Origin of the sequence: Kineococcus sp. NBC_00420 (assembly GCF_036021035.1) — a bacterium.
Taxonomy (GTDB): Bacteria; Actinomycetota; Actinomycetes; order Actinomycetales; family Kineococcaceae; genus Kineococcus.
In genome coordinates this window covers 253,345-271,620 of the sequence record NZ_CP107930.1, presented here as the reverse complement: position 1 = coordinate 271,620, position 18,276 = coordinate 253,345, and the positions used below count along the sequence as shown (strand labels likewise).

The 18,276-nt window shown below is 67.5% G+C and carries 13 protein-coding genes and 1 pseudogene; 12 read left to right on the top strand and 2 right to left on the bottom strand.

Features of this window, described 5'->3' with window-relative positions:
• The first annotated feature begins 270 nt into the window (after positions 1-270).
• Positions 271-1,562, top strand: a pseudogene (locus tag OG218_RS01415) (ISL3 family transposase).
• Positions 1,563-1,924: 362 nt separating this feature from the next.
• Here OG218_RS01415 and OG218_RS01405 read toward each other — a convergent pair.
• On the bottom strand, positions 1,925-2,848 hold the full coding sequence (locus OG218_RS01405; RefSeq protein WP_328291419.1) for a sugar-binding transcriptional regulator: 924 nt from the start codon (positions 2,846-2,848) through the stop codon (positions 1,925-1,927).
• 134 nt (positions 2,849-2,982) lie between these two features.
• Here OG218_RS01405 and xylB point away from each other — a divergent pair, with 134 nt between their 5' ends.
• The 10 genes from xylB (at position 2,983) to OG218_RS01355 (ending at position 14,822) form a co-directional block, all read left to right on the top strand.
• Positions 2,983-4,542, top strand: a complete 1,560-nt coding sequence (xylB, locus tag OG218_RS01400) for a xylulokinase (protein ID WP_328291418.1) — start codon at positions 2,983-2,985, stop codon at positions 4,540-4,542.
• Positions 4,543-4,764: 222 nt separating this feature from the next.
• Positions 4,765-5,835: a zinc-dependent alcohol dehydrogenase gene (locus OG218_RS01395; protein WP_328291417.1), complete on the top strand. Its 1,071-nt coding sequence runs from the start codon at positions 4,765-4,767 to the stop codon at positions 5,833-5,835.
• Positions 5,832-7,409 carry a sugar ABC transporter ATP-binding protein gene (locus OG218_RS01390; RefSeq protein WP_328291416.1) on the top strand — a complete coding sequence of 526 codons (1,578 nt, stop codon included), beginning with the start codon at positions 5,832-5,834 and terminating at the stop codon, positions 7,407-7,409. Before OG218_RS01395 ends, OG218_RS01390 begins: the two co-directional genes overlap by 4 nt.
• Complete coding sequence (locus OG218_RS01385) at positions 7,409-8,410, top strand: ABC transporter permease (RefSeq protein WP_328291415.1); 1,002 nt, start codon at positions 7,409-7,411, stop codon at positions 8,408-8,410. The genes OG218_RS01390 and OG218_RS01385 overlap by 1 nt, the downstream gene beginning before the upstream one ends.
• A 152-nt stretch (positions 8,411-8,562) precedes the next feature.
• On the top strand, positions 8,563-9,645 hold the full coding sequence (locus OG218_RS01380) for a substrate-binding domain-containing protein (protein ID WP_328291414.1): 1,083 nt from the start codon (positions 8,563-8,565) through the stop codon (positions 9,643-9,645).
• Between the two features lie 442 nt (positions 9,646-10,087).
• A complete protein-coding gene (locus OG218_RS01375; protein ID WP_328291413.1) occupies positions 10,088-10,714 on the top strand; it encodes an SIS domain-containing protein in 627 nt (208 codons plus the stop codon).
• Positions 10,711-11,394 (top strand): hypothetical protein, encoded by a 684-nt coding sequence (locus OG218_RS01370; protein WP_328291412.1) that lies wholly within the window; start codon positions 10,711-10,713, stop codon positions 11,392-11,394. The genes OG218_RS01375 and OG218_RS01370 overlap by 4 nt, the downstream gene beginning before the upstream one ends.
• Positions 11,391-12,455 (top strand): NAD(P)-dependent alcohol dehydrogenase, encoded by a 1,065-nt coding sequence (locus OG218_RS01365; RefSeq protein ID WP_442906344.1) that lies wholly within the window; start codon positions 11,391-11,393, stop codon positions 12,453-12,455. The genes OG218_RS01370 and OG218_RS01365 overlap by 4 nt, the downstream gene beginning before the upstream one ends.
• 34 nt (positions 12,456-12,489) lie before the next feature.
• Positions 12,490-13,260 carry an SDR family NAD(P)-dependent oxidoreductase gene (locus OG218_RS01360; protein WP_328291410.1) on the top strand — a complete coding sequence of 257 codons (771 nt, stop codon included), beginning with the start codon at positions 12,490-12,492 and terminating at the stop codon, positions 13,258-13,260.
• 143 nt (positions 13,261-13,403) lie between these two features.
• Entirely contained in the window at positions 13,404-14,822 is a 1,419-nt protein-coding gene (locus OG218_RS01355) for an NF041680 family putative transposase (protein ID WP_328291409.1), read from the top strand.
• Positions 14,823-15,123: 301 nt separating this feature from the next.
• Here the strand turns inward: OG218_RS01355 and OG218_RS01350 are convergent, their stop codons facing one another.
• Positions 15,124-16,641: an IS1380 family transposase gene (locus OG218_RS01350; protein WP_328291408.1), complete on the bottom strand. Its 1,518-nt coding sequence runs from the start codon at positions 16,639-16,641 to the stop codon at positions 15,124-15,126.
• Between the two features lie 547 nt (positions 16,642-17,188).
• On the opposite strand from OG218_RS01350, the gene OG218_RS01345 reads away from it, so the two are divergent.
• Complete coding sequence (locus tag OG218_RS01345) at positions 17,189-18,262, top strand: substrate-binding domain-containing protein (RefSeq protein WP_328291407.1); 1,074 nt, start codon at positions 17,189-17,191, stop codon at positions 18,260-18,262.
• The last annotated feature ends 14 nt before the right edge of the window (positions 18,263-18,276 follow it).

Genomic DNA, 18,276 nt, shown 5'->3' with positions numbered 1-18,276 from the left:
CACCACCTCTACCGAGTTGACCTCGTCCCCCGCAAGCGGGAGGTGCCCCCAGTCGACGCCAGCGAAGCGCTGACGGCGGCTGATCTTCTTGCCTGCGTCGAAACCGCGACTGGCACCGCCTTCGGCGACCTTTAATGGCTCTTGTGACACATGTATGAGCTCAGATTGGCTGTCCCGACGCCTCTGAGCAGCTGAGATGCAGGGCGCACGCCGTCCTGGTGGCTACGGTCCTGATTGTCGAGATCATGATCGTCACCACGGGAGAACGGCGTGCGCGGAGCCAGGATATGGGTTGAGCTGCTCGGACTGCAGCAGGCCGTCGTCGAAGACGTCGAGCTCGACGAGGACGCCGGGGTGCTCGTCGTGTCGGTGCGGGTGCCTAAGCGCGCCGCTAACCGGTGCGGGCGGTGTCGGCGGCCGTGCCGCCGCTTCGATGCCGGGCGCGGAGTCCGGCGGTGGCGGGCGCTGGACGTGGGCAGTGTGCGCGCGTTCGTCCAAGCGGCAGCGCCGCGGGTCCAGTGCCGAAGGCATGGAGTGGTGGTGGCTGCCGTGCCGTGGGCTCGTCACGACGCCGGTCACACTCTCGCCTTTGACGAGCAGGTCGCGTGGCTGGCGGTTCACACGTCCCGATCAGCTGTGCGCAGTTGATGCGGGTGGCGTGGCGGACGGTTGGGGTGATCGTCGAGCGGGTCACGGCGGGCGCATTGACAGGGGCGGACCGGTTCGCGGGGCTGGCTCGGATCGGCATCGATGAGATCTCCTACAAACGCGGCCACAAGTACCTGACCGTCGTGGTGGATCACGACACCGGGCGGTTGGTGTGGGCCGCGCCGGGTCGGGACAAGGAGACGCTGCGGGGGTTCTTCGACGCACTCGGTCCCGAGCGGTCGGCGTCGATCACGCACGTCTCCGCCGACGGTGCGAACTGGATCGCGACGGTTGTGGCGCAGCGGTGTGCGAACGCGGTGCGCTGTGCTGATCCGTTCCATGTCGTGCAGTGGGCGAGCAAGGCGTTGGACGAGGAGCGTCGGGGTTCGTGGAACCGGGCTCGAGGCGCGGTTGGTCGTGACCGATCGCTGGGTAGAGCGCCGGCGGCGACCGGGGGTGCGCGGTCGTTGAAGGGGGCGCGGTGGGCGTTGTGGAGGAACCCTGAAGACTTGAGCGAGAACCAGGCGGCGCAGTTGGGATGGATCGCGCGGACGGATCCGCGCCTGCATCGGGCGTACCTGTTGAAGGAGGGTCTGCGGATGGTTTTCCGGATCGCCCGTCAGGACGGTCCGGGCGCGGCGAGCCAGGCGTTGGATCGGTGGATCGGGTGGGCCCGGCGGTGTCGGATCCCGGCGTTTGTGGCTCTCTCGCGCAACATCATCAGGCACCGGCCGGCGATCGAGGCGACGTTCGAGCATGGCCTCTCGAATGGGTTGGTGGAGTCGATGAACACGAAGATCCGGGTCCTGACGCGGGTGGCGTTCGGGTTCCACTCTTCGGCACCGTTGGTGGGGTTGGCGATGCTGGCGTTGGGTGGGTTCTGCCCGCCGCTACCGGGGCGGGGAGGCCGGTGACGGCTTCACACATGTGTCAGGAGAGCCCCTTTAATGACGGGGAGTCGATGATCAGTACGTGGGGCACTGTTGCGCGTTTTCCCGGGCGGTTACGGGTCCTGGTCTCATCGGCGAGGCGTTCGAAGAAGCCGCCCAAGGCCAGCTTCTGCTACTAGCCCAGGTAGGTCTGCCACGGGCAGGAAGTCGTGAGGCAAGGTGCGCCACTTCGTGCCGTTGTCGACGATGTAGCCGATCGCGTTCAACACTTCCCGCAGGTCAGCGCAGGATCGCTGTTCAGTCAACTGGTCGCAATCAACCTGTCCGAGAAACCGTGTCAGGCTCCACCGGGTCAAGCTCCCAGCCGTGCTGGGTGCTTCCTGCGCTCAGCTGGGGCGGCGCAGGAGCCGCCGCGCAAGGTGGACGTCAGTAACGATGGAATTGAGCAAGCCGGCCTTGAGGATGGCGTGCACGGCGGTGGTCTTGCCCCGCCCGCCTCCGACGCCGATGACGTCGGGGACGGCGCGCAATTGCGATTCGCTGATGGCGACCCGGCGGGAGTCCAGGTCGATGACGCGTCGACCGTCGGCGTCGACGAGCAGTGCCCCAGTTTCCCCGACTGCGCCGGCGGTGACGAGCCGTGCAGTTTCTTCTTCGCTGATCAGAGCGGGGATCTGGGAGAGATCTTGGGACCAGGCGCCCATGGCGACGACGGCCTTGGTGACCCTGCTGTAGGCGGCGAAGGTGGAGCGGAAGGCGCGGTGGGTGCGCATGGCTTCTGCGGTCCGAGCATCGGCGACGACGATGGGGGCAAAGAGGGAGAAGACGCGCCCGCCGCTGGCTTCGCTGACCACGCGGGTGATGTCGATGGCAGTGTCGCCCACCATGCCGCCGAGCCCGGTGATCTGTACGACGTCGCAATGGGCGATGCCGCCCAGGTGTCCGGTCATCTCGCGCAGGGTGCGGCCGCAGTCGATGCCGAGAACGTCGTCGGTGGTGACGATCTCGCGTAGCAGATCTGCCGCAACCTGGCCGAGGGGCTGGCGTACCCGCGCCTCATCGGCGGTCTGGACGGCCAGCGCCCGCCGCAGGCCGTAGCGGGTGCGCAGCTCTTCTGACAGCTCATAGTCGATGCCGGCCGGGGCTCGGACTTCAATACGGACGATGCCGGCTTCGAGGGCGGCCTGCAGGATCCGGCCGATCTTGAAGCGGGAGAGGCCGCGTTCGGTGGCGATGTCGATGCGTGAGACGCCGTCGACGTAGTGGCGGCGGGCGATGGCCACCATCTCAGTCAGTTCTTCCGGACCCATGTGCTCAGGTGAGCACGGAACAGTACCTCGATGCACCCCAGATGCTCATGTGAGCAGGTCTTTTGACCCGTGAGCATCGAAGGGCTCACCATCTGTGGCGGAAGAAAAACCGTTCGCAACGAAGCGGAGGACGCATGGGCCTGGTATTGGGAGTCGACTCTTCCACCCAGTCGTGCAAGGCGGAACTGCGCGACGCCGACACCGGCAAGCTGGTGGGCACCGGGCGCGCACCGCACCCACCGGCCACCGGGCCGGTCAGCGAGCAGGACCCGACAGCGTGGTGGCAGGCTCTGCAGACCGCCTGCATCGCCGGCTTGAGCGCTGCCGGGATCCATGGTGGCGACGTGATCGCGATCTCCGTGGCTGCACAGTGCCATGGTTTGGTCGTTCTCGATGAGCAGGGGGTGGTTATCCGCCCCGCCAAGCTGTGGAACGACACCACCTCCACCGACGAGGTCATCCGGTTGCGTCAGCTGATCGACGACGCGACCTGGGCTCGACGCACCGGCTCGGTGCCCACTGCCGCTTTCACGATCGGCAAGGTGGCATGGTTGGCCCGTCACGAGCCCCAGAACCTGCGCCGGGTACGCAGCATGCTGCTCCCGCACGACTACCTGAACTTTCGCCTCACCGGGCAGCGGTTCACCGATCGCTCCGAGGCCAGTGGCACCGGTTACTTCGACGCGAGCGCCGAAGAAGATGCAGGGGACTACCTGCTGGAGCTGCTGGACCTCGTCGACCCCTCAATGGACTGGGGCTCCACGTTGCCGCGGCTCGTGGCGGCCTCTGAGGCGGGCGGGACCCTCTCCGCGCAGGCCGCCCAGGCACTCGGGCTGCAGGCCGGGATCCCGGTCGCCGCCGGCGGCGGGGACCAGCACGCAGCCGCTCTTGGACTCGGCGTCGAGCCGGGAGACCTCACCTTCTCGCTCGGCACCAGTGGGGTCGTCTTCACCCCTAGCGTCCACCCCGTGCACGACGCGAGCGGCACCGTGGACGGCGTGGCCGATATGACCGGCGGCTACCTGCCGCTGGTCTCCACCCTCAACGCCGCTCGTGTCACCGACCAGTTCGCCCGCCTCCTCGGGGTCGACATTGCGACCCTCGCCGAGATGGCCTTGGCGGCTGGCCCCGGCACGGGCCCGGTTTTGGTCGCCCACCTCGACGGTGAGCGTAAACCGGACCTCCCGCACGCACGGGGGTTGCTGGCCGGGATCACCTCAGCCACGACCCGCGAGGAGATCGCCCGGGCCGCCCACGAGGGAGTGCTGCTCGGCCTCGTTCGCGGTGTGCAGCACTTGCACCGCAACGGTGTCGACACCACCGGGCGCGTCTTGGTCGTCGGTGGCGGTGCCCGCTCCGTGGCCTACCGGCAACTGCTCGCCGACTTGTTGCATCGCGAAGTCGAACTCTCCGCCGCCGACGAGGCGACCGCACGGGGAGCCTGCGTGCAGGCCGCGGCTGTCGCCTCGGGGGCCGATGTGCGCTCTGTCCGCGACGCCTGGCGGCCGGGAACCCTGTTCACCACCACACCTCGAGCAACTGACCGGGATCCCGAAGGGCTGTACGCCCAGGTTGCGGCGTTCAACGAAAACCTGGCGTTCAACGAAAGCCTTCCGATCGTGCCAACTGTCGCACCACCGGGTGCACCGCCCTCTGGGCAGTCGTTGGGGAACCTTTCCAGGCCGTCCATCTGAGGTGGGCTGGATCTGCTAGGAAGTGTGTCGAACAGATACTTTACGCGCCGACTGGTGCTCAGGTGAGCAGCTCCTTTGACTTCCGAGCTAGCCACCCTGGATCCTGATGCAACGTGCACAGCAGCACGAGGATCGTTCCTTCGAGCTTCGCGCTCATCTACTTCATCTCTCGCCTCGTCCCCCACGCCACCCCTCCACCTCGCTCGTGACTGGAGCCTGCTCATGACCAGTGCAGTGACCGCGCCACAGACGACCGGCACTGTTCGTCAGGTCGTCGTGAACTCCCTAGACGACATCCAGGTCGAACACCACGCCCGCCCGATCCCTGGGCCGGGCGAAGTGCTCCTCGAACCGACGCTGGTCGGCATCTGCGGCTCCGACCTGCACGCTGCCCGCGGAGTGCACCCCTTCATCACCCTGCCCTACCGCCCCGGCCACGAGGTTGTCGGGCGCGTCGCCGCTACTGGTGAGGGCGTCGACGCGCAGTTTGCTCCCGGCACCCGCGTGGTTCTGGAACCAAACCTGGCCTGCGGCAAGTGCCCACCGTGCCAGGAGGGCCGCTACAACATTTGCGACGTCCTCGACGTCATCGGCTGCCAGACCCCGGGCGGGATGACCGACGCGTTCACCGTCGCCGCCGACCGCCTGCACGTCCTGCCTGACGACCTCGACGACACCGCCGCGGTCCTGGTGGAACCGCTGTCCACCCCGCTGCGCGCGGTGCGCCGCGCCGGAGCGCTCAAGGACAAGCGCGTTGTCGTCTTGGGTGCCGGCCCGATCGGGCTGTTCATCCTGCTCGGCGCGGTGCGGGCCGGAGCCAGCGCGGTCGTCTCCGCTGACCTCGTCGGCAGCAAACGGAACCGCGCAGTGAGCTTCGGAGCCGCCGGCGCGGTCGACGCCGCCGCCGAGGACGCCGTCGAGCAGGCGCGCATGCTGCTTGGCGGTGCCGCCGACGTCGTCTTCGACTGCGTCTCGCGGGACAGCTCGGTGCGCCAGGGTGTGGACCTGCTGCGCAAGGGCGGCAAGCTCATGACCGTCGGTGTCGCCGCTGGCGCCACCTCGATCCCGCTGGACCTCGTGCAAGACCGCGAGCTGGACATCCTCGGCTGCCTGATGTTCGTCCGCGAAGACGTTCAGGAGGCCATCGCCATGCTGCGCGAAGGGGTAGTTCCGGTCGCCGACATCATCACTGGCACCTTTGACGTCGAAGACGTCGCTGCCGCCTACGCCGCATCCGCTGACCCCGAGCAGGTCAAGATCGTCGTGCGCGTCGGAGCCGGTCAACCGTCATGACCGCCACCACCGTGCAGACGGCCGTCCTGGAGTGCCGGGACCTGCGCAAATCCTTCGGCGGCGTCCCCGTCCTCAAAGGCGTCTCCCTGTCTCTGCAACTCGGCACCGTCACCGCCCTGGCGGGGGAGAACGGTGCCGGCAAGTCGACGATGATGAAGATTGCCGCCGGTCAGTACCGAGCCGACGAGGGCAGCGTCTTGGTTCGCGGAGAAGAGCTGCAGGCCGGCAGCATCCGCGACTCCCACCGCCTCGGCGTGGCGATCGTCCCCCAGGAACTCGCCTCGATCGCGCACATGACCGTCTACGAGAACCTCTTCGTCGGACGGGAGCTGAAGAGCAAGCTCGGTACCCTGGACCGGCGCCGGATGACGTCGGAGTCGGCGAAGCTGCTGGAGGTGTTCGGGGTCGCCATCGACCCCGGCGCCCGGATGGGCACCCTGCCCGTCGGTCTGCAGCAGATCGTCGAGATCGTCAAGAACTCCAGCCGCGGGGCGAAAGTCGTGCTGCTGGACGAGCCGTCCTCGGCGATCTCCGAGCGGGAGGTCGAGGGCCTGTACCGGGTCGTGCGGCAGCTGCGCGATTCCGGGGTGGCAATCATGTTCACCACCCATAAGATGGCCGAGATCCGCGACCTCGCCGACCGCGTCGTGATCCTGCGCGACGGCGGGCTGGTCTTGGACGAGGCGATGACTGCCGTCTCCGACGACGACATCGTCACCGCGATGATCGGGCGCGAGCTGGAGGACCTCTTCCCGCCCCTGCACACCGTCCCCGCCGAGGCGGAACAGGTGCTGCAGGTGCGCGACCTGGCCGTCGTGGGTCAACACGGCACCGTCAGTCTGCAGGTCCGCCGCGGGGAGATCCTCGGCTTGGCCGGACTGGTAGGGGCTGGACGTACTGAACTGCTAGAGGGAATCTTCGGTGTCCGCGCTACCACCGCCGGGCAGATCACCGTCGCCAGCCAGGACGTCAAGCGCAAGAACCCCGCCGCCGCCATCACTGCCGGCATGGCCCTGGTGCCTGAGGACCGCAAGCACGCCGGGGCCGTCATGGGCCTGTCCGTCCTTGACAACGGCACTCTGCCCCGGCTGGCGAAGTTCTCCGTCGCCGGCTGGCTCAAGGGCGCCTCGCGTCGCCGGGCGGTGGGGGAGGCCATGGACTCCGTCCGCCTGCGCAGCCGGGGCCTATCCCAGGACGTCGGCACCCTCTCCGGAGGCAATCAGCAGAAGGTCGTGCTCGCGCGCTGGCTCACCGGGCACGTCGATGTCCTGCTGCTGGACGAGCCAACCCGCGGCGTCGACGTCGGCGCCCGCTCGGAGATCTACCGCATCATCTCCGAGCTCGCTGCGGCGGGGATGGCCGTCGTCATGGCCTCCTCGGACATGACCGAGGTGCTCGGTCTCTCCCACCGTGCCCTCGTCCTGCGTGATGGAGGAGTGGTCGAGGAACTGACCCGCGATCAGCTCAACTCCCCGGACGTGCAGGAACTCATCTTCCGCCTCAGTTCAGGACTGGCATCGAAGCCGACCCCGCCCGCCGCGGGGGCTTCCAGCGATCCGACGAAGGACCTGTGATGACCGCGACCACCCCGCTCGAGACGACCCCGGCTCCTGCAGAACGACGACGATTCTCCCGCGAGTGGATCATCGCTCAGCTGATCCGCCGCGCCATGCTCATCGTGATGCTGCTGGTCATCGCCTTCTTCTCCTATCGGTCCCTGCGGTTCTCCTCACCGGAGAACCTGCAGAACATCCTCATCGCCGCCGCTCCCTTCGCCCTGATCGCGCTGGGGCAGACGCTGGTCATCCTCACCGGTGGCATCGACCTCTCGGTCGGTTCGGTCATCGCGGTCGCCGCGATGACATCAGCCGCGGTGGCCAAGGCCAATCCGGGCCAGGTGTGGCTGACTGTTCTCTCCGCGATGGCGGTCGGTCTCCTGGCTGGCACGATCAACGGCATTCTCGTCTCCCGGGTCGATGTGCCACCATTCATCGCCACCTTGGGGATGCTGACGGCCGGCTCCGGCATCGCCTACGTCATCGGCGGCGGCGCGCCCATCAACGGCCTGCCCGCGGAGTTCGGCTCCATCGCGAACACCAAGATTCTCGGCCTGCAGATCCCCGTCATCGTCATGATCGTCGGCATCATCCTGCTGGGGATCGTGATGCGCCGAACCTCTTACGGCATGCGCGTCTATGCCGTCGGCGGCAACCGCGTCGCCGCGGAGATCGCCGGCGTCAATGCCCGCCGCACCCTGTTCAGCGTCTACGCAATTTCCGGCCTGCTTGCCGGGCTGTCCGGGGTCATGCTCGCCTCCCGCGTCATCTCCGGCCCCCCCAACCTCGGCCAGGGCTACGAGCTGGACGCGATCGCCGCCGTCGTCATCGGCGGCGCCAGCCTCATGGGTGGTCGCGGCACGGTCTGGGGCACCGCCCTGGGGCTGCTGCTCATCCAGACCCTGAACAACGGCCTGGACCTGCTACTCGTGCCGGCCTACTGGCAGGACGTCATCAAGGGGGTCCTCATCGTCGCTGCCGTCGCGGTCGACGTGTGGTCCACCAAGCGCCGCGCTTAACGCCCACCTTGTCTGATTCTCGCCGCGGTTGACCTGAACCTGAGCCTCACCACGGTGAACCACCACATCCGGACCCACCAGGGCAGAACCTGTCACGACAGCACTGACGCCGTGACCGACCCGTTCGCGACCCTCGATCGAAGGAGACCCCCGTGTCGCAGTCCCCGTTCTCGCGCCGCACCCTCTTCACCGGCGCCTTCGGCGCTGGAACCCTCGCCCTCGCGCTCACCGCGTGTGGCGCCGGTGACCCCAACGCCGACAGCGGCTCCGACTCCACTGCCTCCGGCGGGGCGAAAAAGATCCGCATCGGTGTCAGCGTGTACGACATGAGCTCGTTCATCACCGCCGGCAAGGAGGGCATGCAGTCCTACGCCGACGCCAACGACATCGAGCTGCTCTGGAACTCCGCAAGCCTCGACGTCAACACCCAGGCCTCCCAGGTCGACCAGTACGTCAACGCCGGCGTCGACGCCATCATCGTCGTCCCCGTCCAGGCCGACTCTCTCGAACCCCAGGTCACGGCGGCCAAGACCGCTGGCATCCCCCTCATCCCGGTCAACGCCGAGCTGAACTCCACCGACATCGCCGGCAACGTCCAGCCCGACGACGTCGCCGCCGGTGCCCAGGAGATGCAGATGATGGCCGACACTCTTGGCGGCAAGGGCAGCATCGTCATCCTGCAGGGCCCGCTCGGCGGCTCGGGGGAGATCAATCGCGGCAAGGGGATCGACCAGGTCTTGGCCAAGTACCCCGACATCAAGGTCCTGGCCAAGGACACCGCCAACTGGAAGCGCGACGAGGCCGTCAACAAGGTCAAGAACTGGCTCTCCGCCTTCGGGGACCAGATCAACGGTATCGTCTCCCAGAACGACGACATGGGCCTCGGCGCCCTGCAGGCGCTGAAGGAGTCCGGCAAGACCATCCCCATTGTCGGCATCGACGGCATCGAAGACGGCCTCAACGCCGTCAAGAGTGGGGAATTCATCGGCACCTCGCTGCAGAACGGCACCGTAGAACTCTCCGCCGGGCTCGCTGTCGCCGCGAAGATCGCCCGCGGCGAGGAGGTCGACACCGACCCGGTCTACATCATGCCGGCCATCACCAAGGACAACGTCGACATCGCGATCAAGCACGTCGTCACCGACCGCGAGGCGTTCCTCGCTCAGATCCCCGAGATGACCGAGGAAAACCTGAAGACCGGCGACATCGCCGCTGAGGGCATCGACGGTCAGTAGATAGCCACCACACGTGGGGGTCATCGTTGAGATGGCCACCCACGTGATGGTGCTGGCGACGTCCTTCATGGACTTGTTGCACTGTCCGTCAACGGGGCCCATCGCCAGCCTCCAGACTGATGGTTTGAGGCGTGACGTACGCATCAACCTCTAAGCCCAAGGACGGGGTAGGGCGCACCACAACGGTGCCTCATCGCCTTGCTGTCGCCTGTGTGTAGCAGCTCGAACCCGAAACCTGGGCGCGGAATCCTGGACCCGAAACCTCAAGAAATACTCCGTACCGAACCCGGCTGTGACCATCAGCCGCCCGCGTGCGGGGCTCTCACCCACCAATCCGCGCCGTCCACGATCTGCGTCCACGATCTGGGTCGATGATCTGCGCGTCCGGCCTGTGCCGTTGGACCACACCGAACGAATCACACCGAACGAGAAGGAGGCCGGGATGGACAAGCCCACGCTCATCGCTGCGGGCCGTGCTCAGGTTCGCCGGCAGGCCGAAGCAATTGCTGCGCTGGCCGACCAGATCGACGACGTCTTCGCTGAGGTGGCGTCAGCCGTGCTCGCCGTGCAGGGAAAGATCGTCGCCATCGGGTCCGGAACCTCCGGCATCATGGCCGAACGCTTCGCCCACCTCCTCTCGGTGTGCGGCACCCCCGCCTTCAGCTTGCCAACCCTCGATGCGTTGCATGGTGGGGCCGGTGCGGTCACCCCTGAGGACCTGGTTGTCGCCTTCTCCAAGGGTGGGCGCTCCAGCGAGCTCACCGACCTGGTCCGTTTGCTGCATGGACGCGGCGTGCGCGTCATCGCGGTCACCGAGGCCCCGGACTCCCCGTTCGCCGCGGCCGCCGACACGGTGGTGACCGTGCAGACGCGTCCCAGCAACGCCGACCTCGACGGCCTCGTCGCCACCGGGAGTACCTTGGTGGCCGCGGCCTGGGGCGACGCGCTCACCGCCGTCCTCAAGGACGCCCGCGGTCACTCCGCCGCCGACGTCGTCGCCGTGCACCCCGCCGGGATCGTCGGGCACTCCGGAACCACCGCAGCGCCGCCCACTCAGGCCAGCTCGTGATCGGACCCCTACACCTCACCGGCTGGTCGGACACGGTTGAGCACGCCGGGTCGCTGTACGCGGTCCAGCCCGCGCAGCGACACGCCGCCGCACAGCAGCTGGCCGAGGCCGGCTGGTGGATCCACGTCGACATCATCGTGCCCGGCGAGGGGCCTTTGCTCGGGGTGGGGCTGGATGAGCTCGCCGCGGTAGCTCAAGACTTGCCAGAGGCCAAAGTTGAGGTGCACATCGTCGACCTCGTGGGCACCGACCGAGTCGCCGCCGTGCTCGACCAGGTCCTCTCGATCGGCGCCGACCGGCTGGTGCTGCCCAGCGCCTGGTGCCTCCGTGAGGGGAACCGCGTGAAGGCCCACGGCGTACAGCTGTGGGCGGAACTGAACCGCACGCCCCTGCCCGAATACGTCTTTGCCGATGGTGTGGTGGACGGAGTGCTGGTCATGCTCATCGAACCGGGCACCACGCAGAGCATCGACTTGAATCGCCTCAGCGCTGTCGCCGACCTCCCCACCGACTGCACCATCGGGGTCGACGGGGGAGTAGGACCGCACCATGAGGCAGAGTGCCGCGCCGCCGGCGTCGAGCACCTGGTCTCCGGGCGTGCTCTGCTCGCGCGGCCCACCTCGAGCCCATCGATCCAATCCCAGCCCACCCGTCGAGGCACCGAGGAGAGTCGCAGATGACCACATCAGCCCCCAGTTCAATCCCCACGAGTATTCCAAGGACGATGCGCGCGAGTGTCCTGCTGCGACAGGGGGTGATCGAGATGCAGGAGCGGTCGGTGCCAAACCCCGGTGACGGGGAGGTGCTGGTGAAGGTCGGTTCCGTCGGCGTCTGCGGGTCCGACGTCCACTACTACAAGCACGGCCGCATCGGCGACATGGTCGTCACCGCGCCGATCGTCCTGGGCCACGAGGTCTCCGGGACCGTCGTCGGCGTCGGGCGCGGAGTTCCCGAGGAACGCCTCGGTGACCGGGTCGCGATCGACCCGCAGGTCCCGTGCCGGACGTGCCGGCAGTGCAAGACCGGTCGCTCGAACCTGTGCCCGTTCATGGAGTTCTACGCCACGCCCCCCTTCGACGGGACGTTCTGCGACTACGTGACCGCGCCCGCGGACCAGGCCTACACCGTGCCGGACAGCCTCTCGGACGAGTCCGCGGCGCTGCTGGAACCCCTGAGCGTCGGGCTCTGGGCGGCGCACAAGGCGAACGTCGGCCCGGGCGACCAGGTGCTGATCGCCGGGGCCGGCCCGATCGGGGCGATGGCTGCGCAGGCCGTCCGCGCCCGGGGCGCCACCGACGTGGTCGTCACCGACTTCGTCGACTCCCGCCGGGAGCGGATCACCGGGTTCGGGGCGACCCGGGCGCTGCACCCCGTCCAGGACGCGGCCGAGATCGCGGAGATCCGCGCCGACGCGTTCATCGACTGCTCGGGGGCGACGCCCGCGGTGATCTCCGGGATCAACAGCACCCGCGGTGGCGGGACCGTCGTCCTCGTCGGTCTGGGCGCGGAGGAGATGCCGATTCCGGTGCAGCTCATCGCGACCCGCGAGATCAACCTCACCGGCGTCTTCCGCTACATCGACACCTGGCCCCGGGGCATCGAACTCACCACCTCCGGTGCCGTCCACCTCGACGACATGGTGACGGCCCGCTACCCGCTGGAGCAGGTCGAGGACGCGTTGAACGCCGACTCCGACCCGCTGAGCATGAAGGCCGTCGTCGTCGTGAATCCAACCAACTGAAGTGCCAACTGAAGTTCTGATGGAGGACAGTGCAATGAGCGTCATGGAGAGGTTTTCTCTCGAAGGCAAGGTCGCCCTCGTCACCGGCGGTTACACCGGCCTGGGCCGCGGTTTCGCCCAGGCCCTGGCCGAGGCCGGTGCCGACGTCGTCATCGGCGCCCGCAACGAGGCCAAGTCGATCCAGGCCGCGGAGGACATCGCTGCGTCCACCGGGCGCAAGACCCTCGGCGTCCGCCTGGACGTCACCTCCCGCCTTGAGGTCGAGGCCGCCGTCGCTGCCGTCACTGGGCAGTTCGGCCGCCTCGACATCCTCGTCAACAACGCGGGTACCTGCGTGCACGCCCCCGCGTTGGAGGTGACCGACGAGCAGTACGACGACGTCATCACCACCAACCTCAAGGGGGTGTGGCTGCCCAGCGTCGTCACCGCGAAGTGGATGGCGCAGAACGGCGGCGGCAACATCATCAACATCGGCTCCATCAGTGGAGAGATCGTGAACCGCCCGCAGCTGCAGCCGGTCTACAACGCCTCCAAGGCCGCCGTGCACCAGCTCACGAAGTCGCTCGCGGCGGAGTGGGCCCCGCTGGGCATCCGGGTCAACGCCCTCGCCCCCGGGTACGTCAAGACCGAGATGGCCCCCGTCGACAAACCCGAGTTCCGCCGCATGTGGATCGAGGACGCGCCGATGCAGCGCTACTCCACCCCCGAGGAGATCGCCGCCAGCGTGGTGTACCTGGCCTCGGACGCCTCGAGCTTTTCCACCGGTGCCGTCATCATCACCGATGGCGGGTACACGGTCTTCTGAGACACGACCTCAGCTTGACGTTTAACCTTTGAGCAGGCTGGCCCGGACAGTGGAGACTACGGGTCTGGACAGCGAAGCGGCCTTGAGGTGATCGTCAGCGTTGTCGAGGCGCTGTAAACCAACTCAAGGCCGTGAGGTGAAGTGTGTCCCAAGATGCTGACGCTGTCGAGGCTCGCGAGGTGTTGTCGCGGTTTCGTCGGGACTTCTTCGGCTGCCTGCAGGCTCGAGCGGATGCACTATTCGAGCTGACCGAGGCGTTGTTGTGCACCGACGGCGCGGTGCGCAGCCTGGTCGAGCTCAGCCTGGTCGCCGAACATCGCCGCGGACACGGCGCAATGTATGACGCCCTGAGTTGTGGCAATCTCGACGTCGAGACGCTGCGCGATCATCTCGCGGCGTTGCCACTGCCGCGCACCGAGCGAGGCCGACTCGTCTTGGCCGTCGACGTCACCTGCTGGCTGCGCCCGGATGCCACCACCAGCGCCGCCCGGTTGTTCTGCCACGTCTACGGGAGAACCAAGCGTACGGCGCAGCTGATCCCAGGATGGCAGTACTCAATGATCGCCGCCCTGGAGGAAGGCAGGTCATCGTGGACAGCCGTCCTGGACGTCGTGCGGCTGGGACCTGATGACGACGCGATGGCGATTACTGCCCAGCAACTGCGGGCCGTCGTGACTCGACTGATCCGCGACGGCCAGTGGCGCCCAGGTGATCCCGACGTGCTGATCGTCGCCGACGCCGGCTACGACATCGCCCGGCTGGCGTTTACGCTCGCCGACCTGCCGGTGCAGCTGCTGGGCCGTCTGCGTTCAGACCGGGTGTTCCGCCTTCCCCTCCCGACGAGATCCAGAAGAACCGTGGGACGTCCCCCTCGACACGGGGCTACGTTCGCGCTGCGCCGACCCGAAACCTGGCCCGTTCCGACTCATCAGACGACCACCTCTACCAGTCGCTACGGCATCGCCGCAGCCAGCAGCTGGGACCGGGTCCATCCTCGTCTGACCCATCGCAGCAGCTGGCTGGCTCACGACGGGCAGCTACCGGTCATCGAAGGGACGGTAATCCGCCTCCAGGTCGATCATCTACCCGGTGACCGCGAAGCTGCACCGGTCTGGCTGTGGTCCTCCGCCATCGGGCTGAACGCCGCTGAGGTCATCGCCTGCTGGCAGATGTTCCTGCGCCGCTTCGACCTCGAGCACACCTTCCGCATGTTCAAGCAGACCTTGGGTTGGACTCGCCCGAAGATCCGGGCTCCCGAGGCCGCTGATCGCTGGACGTGGCTGGTTTTGGTCGCGCACACGCAGCTGCGCTTGGCTCGCCCTTTGTCCGAGGAGCTGCGCCGACCGTGGGAGCCGCGTTCTCGACCTGGTCGCCTGACCTCGGCACGCGTTCGCCGCGGGTTTCGGAACATCCGCACGACAGTCGCCAGACCGGCCCGCGCACCGAAACCCACCCGACCCGGTCCAGGACGTCCACCCGGAACTCAAAACCAGCGACTGGCGCCGCGCTACGACGTCGGCAAGACCACGCGACGACCGCTGACTTTGCCCATCCAGCTGTGAGCGCAGGTTAAACGTCAAGCTCAGGGCGGTTCAGGACACGGCGTTCCTCGCCGTGTCCCGGACCGCCCTTTGACGTTCCGCGACCCCGCGTCCGCCTGAGAAAAATAGCGTCTCGTCCTCGCTCCCGAACCGTCCGGCTACGTCTGAGCCTGGATCCACCACCGAATGACCGATGGGCTCGTGGTGACCTGCCGAAGGCAGGTCACCACGAGCAGGGCATCAGATAGCCGCCGACCGGGTGTTGGCTCTTCCACGGCGATTCCTGGTCGTGCCCTCTCGGGCGGTGGGCGTCGGGCAGTGCTCAGATCCGGCGGGTCACGACCGGCTGATGCCGGTCGATTTCAACGATGGCGGCCAACACGTTCTCCAAGCCGGACTGCCAGGGCCAGCCGGACGGGGCGTGCAACCGCAGCCGCCGAGCCGAGAACGCGACCCGCGCCGGCAAGCTGATCAGCTTGCCCCGGATCGTCCCAGCACGTTCGCGACGGTGGGTCGTCCCCGCCAACGCGGCAATGGCTCGGGTCAGGTTGTGCGTGATCGCGGCCAACACCAACCAGGCAGCGTTGGCCTGGAACTTCCCCGACGGCAGATGCGCCAACGGCCCGTCCTTGGCCTCGGCGATCACCGACTCGATCACCGCGTGCGCGCGGTGATCTTTCTCCGCGACCAGCATCGGCAGCGGGGAGTCGGTGAACACCGCGTGATAGCGATAGGTCTCGAACAACTCACCCTGCCCCCGACCGAGAGCGGCGGGGTTCAACCGTTTGACGCGGCGGACGATCAACCGCGCCCTCACGTGCTCAGCCTTCCTGCGGCCGGTGAACGCGGTGTAGGTCGTCTCGGCGACCTCGGCATCAGAAACCCAGCGCCGGTCGTCTTCATCCCAGACCGCGTCGGTGTACTTGATCGGCGTCCAGGTATCGTCGGCGATGCCCGCGATCGCCCGCCGGACAGCGGGATTGCTGCGAGCGGTGAGGGAGAAGCGGGCCCGGCCGCGGCGGGCGGCGGCGATCACGGCGTGGTTGTAGTAGGCCGAATCGGCCCGCACGATCACCAACCCGCCACCGGTAGCCGCACCAGCACCAGCACCAGCACCAGCACCAGCACCGGTGCCGGTGCCGGTGCCGGTGCCGGTGCCGGTGCCGGTGCCGGTGCCGGTGCGTTTGAGGGTCGCCAGGGCATCGCCCAGTAGTTTCGGCGCACCCTTAGCGCTGGCGACCGATCCCTTTCGCAAGCGGGTTCCCACGATCACCGGCGTGCTGGCCGGGGTGGTCGCGGTCACCAGCATCGCGTTCAGGCCTTTGACTTTCGAGTAGCCGTATCCGGCGCCCTGCTTGGCGTAGCCGTAGGTCTGGCGGATGGTGTCGTCGACATCGACGTAGAGGATCTGGTCGGCATCGGCCAGCAGCGGTGACCCAACCGCGGCGGTCGTGGTCTGCAGGCCGGTCAGGAACCGGGCCGCGACGGCGTCGAGTTGGCGGACGTGGCCGTGAGTGAAGGTCCGCAGGAACGTCCCCAAGGTCGAGGGGGCGCGGACGTCGTCGAACAGTTTCGTGTTCGCGCCGTGTCGCAGGACGTCCATGTCGTCGATGCTGTCGGCGCCGACCAACATCCCGGCGACCAGGCCGGTGGCCTTGGCCGCAGCGTTAGCCGACCCGGGCCCGGCGAGGGTGAGGTGCTGGCCGAGCAGGTCGTGCAGGCCCGCGGTCTGGGCCAGTTGCAGGGCCGGGGCCAGGCCGGCGTGGGCGATGAGGTTTGGGTCGTCGAAGGCGATCGAGGACGCCGCCGCGGTGGTGGGGAGGGCGTGCGAGACTTGCATTTGGCGGGTGTCTTCCTTGCTGCTGCGTTGGAACCGTAGAGAAGTCCCATCGTTGCAGGTCAGAAGCCACCCGCCGCCTCACGTACTGGCCCCCGCAGCACCACGGGACGGTGGATCCAGGCTGAGTGCGAGAGGGAGGCCTGTCCTGGTGGTGTACCCGAATCGCTCGTCATGAGTCACATCCAGATCGGTTCTCGGAACCCGTTGGCCATCTCCTGCGCTGCTCATGTGAGCATCCGTGTTGACGCCCGGTGGCGGTTTTGGGTTGCATACGGTCATCGACGTTGCCGGCTGATAAGAACGCCGGCACACCGCAATTGTCATTGAAGCAGCCGCGGGGCGGTTCACGAGGCACCACCCAGACCTCATCAGGTCGAATCTCCAGCGCCGACGCACGAGCAAGGAAACCTACCGGTCTCCCTGCCCATCGACGGCGGTACTGGATTCGACGACGAGGCCACTAGCAGCTGGTTCCGCGATGACTGATTTCGCGGCCAGCGGGTGCACCTGGCAATCGTCGCGGCTGTCACTCACCAGGGGGTCCGCAATGAAGCGCTCGAATCTGATCGCCTTGGCTGGCGCGGCCAGCGTGGCCGTGCTGGGGCTGTCCGCGTGCAGCTCCGGCAGCAGCGGAAGCGGTGGCGGCGACGGCCTCACCATCGCGTTCTTGATGCCGGAGTCCAACACCACTCGCTACGAAACCTTCGACCGTCCCCTCTTCGAGGCCAAGGTCAAGGAACTTGCCCCCGGATCCACGATCCTGTACTCCAACGCCAACGGGGATCCCACCCAGCAGCAGTCGCAGCTGGAGTCGGTCCTGGCGCAAGGCCCGGACGTGGTGGTGCTCAACGCCGCCGACTCCGTGCAAGGCGAATCCCTGGTCACCACCGCCGCCTCCGCTGACGTCCCGGTCATCGCCTATGACCGCTTCATCGACAACGACGACGTCAGCTACTACGTCTCCTTCGACAACCCCGTCGTCGGGCAACTGCAGGCCCAGAGCCTCGTGGATCACCTCAAGAACGACCTCGGGAAGACCTCCGGGGACCTGCTCATGGTGAACGGGGCTCCCACCGACCCTAACGCCGCGCAGTACAAGCAGGGCGCCCACAGCGTCATCGACAAGAGCGGATTCAGCGTGGTGGGGGAATTCGACACCCCCAACTGGGCCGCTGACGACGCCCAGCAGTGGGTCGAGGGCCAGCTGGGCACGATCGACCGCGCTTCCCTCCTCGGCGTCTACGCCGGCAACGACAGCACCGCCAGCGGTGTGATCGCCGCCCTCAGCGGCGCCGGCATCACCCCCGTCCCGCCGGTCACGGGGCAGGACGCCGAACTGACCGCGGTGCAGCGCGTCGTCGCCGGCACCCAGTACATGAGCGTCTACAAGTCGATCAAGCAGCAGGCCGAAGACGCCGCCGCTGCCGCGGTCGCTTTGGCCGGTGACAGCGAGCCGACGTCGGCGACCACCACCGACGGCATCCCCGCCACCCTGCTGACGCCGGTGGCGATGACCGCCCAGAACATCGCCGACACCGTCATCGCCGACGGCGTCTACACCAGCGAGGACATCTGTACCCCCGAGCTGCAGGCCGCGTGCACCGAACTGGGCCTGTCGTGACGCAGCTGACTGTG